Genomic DNA, 394 nt, shown 5'->3' with positions numbered 1-394 from the left:
CCGCGGGGAGCGCCGGGACAACGACCGTCGTGATGACCGTCGTGGCAGCGACCGTGGCGGCAGTGACCGTGGTGGTTACGGCGGCCGGCGCGATGACAACCGTGGTGGTGGCTACGGCGGCGACCGTGGTGGTTTCCGTCGCGATGACCGGCGTGATGACCGGCGGGACGATCGTCGTGGTGGTTACGGCGAGCGTGGCGGCAGTGACCGTGGTGGTTTCGGCGGTCGTAGGGATGACCGTCGTGAGGGTGACCGGGGTTCTCGTCCGGCGTTCCAGCGTGATGACCGTGACCGTGGGCCGCGTCGTGACGACCGCCGCGACGACCGCGGATTCCGGCGCGACGACCGTGGCGGTGACCGCCCGGCCTTCCGCCGCGACGACGACCGCGGTGGT

1 pseudogene is annotated in these 394 nt (G+C 71.6%); it reads left to right on the top strand.

Going from position 1 to position 394, the window contains the following annotated elements:
• Positions 1–32: 32 nt before the first annotated feature.
• Positions 33–394: pseudogene (locus ADK64_RS42610) on the top strand (hypothetical protein); the annotation flags it as partial.

Origin of the sequence: Streptomyces sp. MMG1121 (genome assembly GCF_001280015.1) — a bacterium.
In the GTDB taxonomy this organism is placed as follows: Bacteria; Actinomycetota; Actinomycetes; order Streptomycetales; family Streptomycetaceae; genus Streptomyces.
Note: the sequence above shows the minus strand (reverse complement) of the source record. Positions and strands in the feature narration are given on the sequence as shown.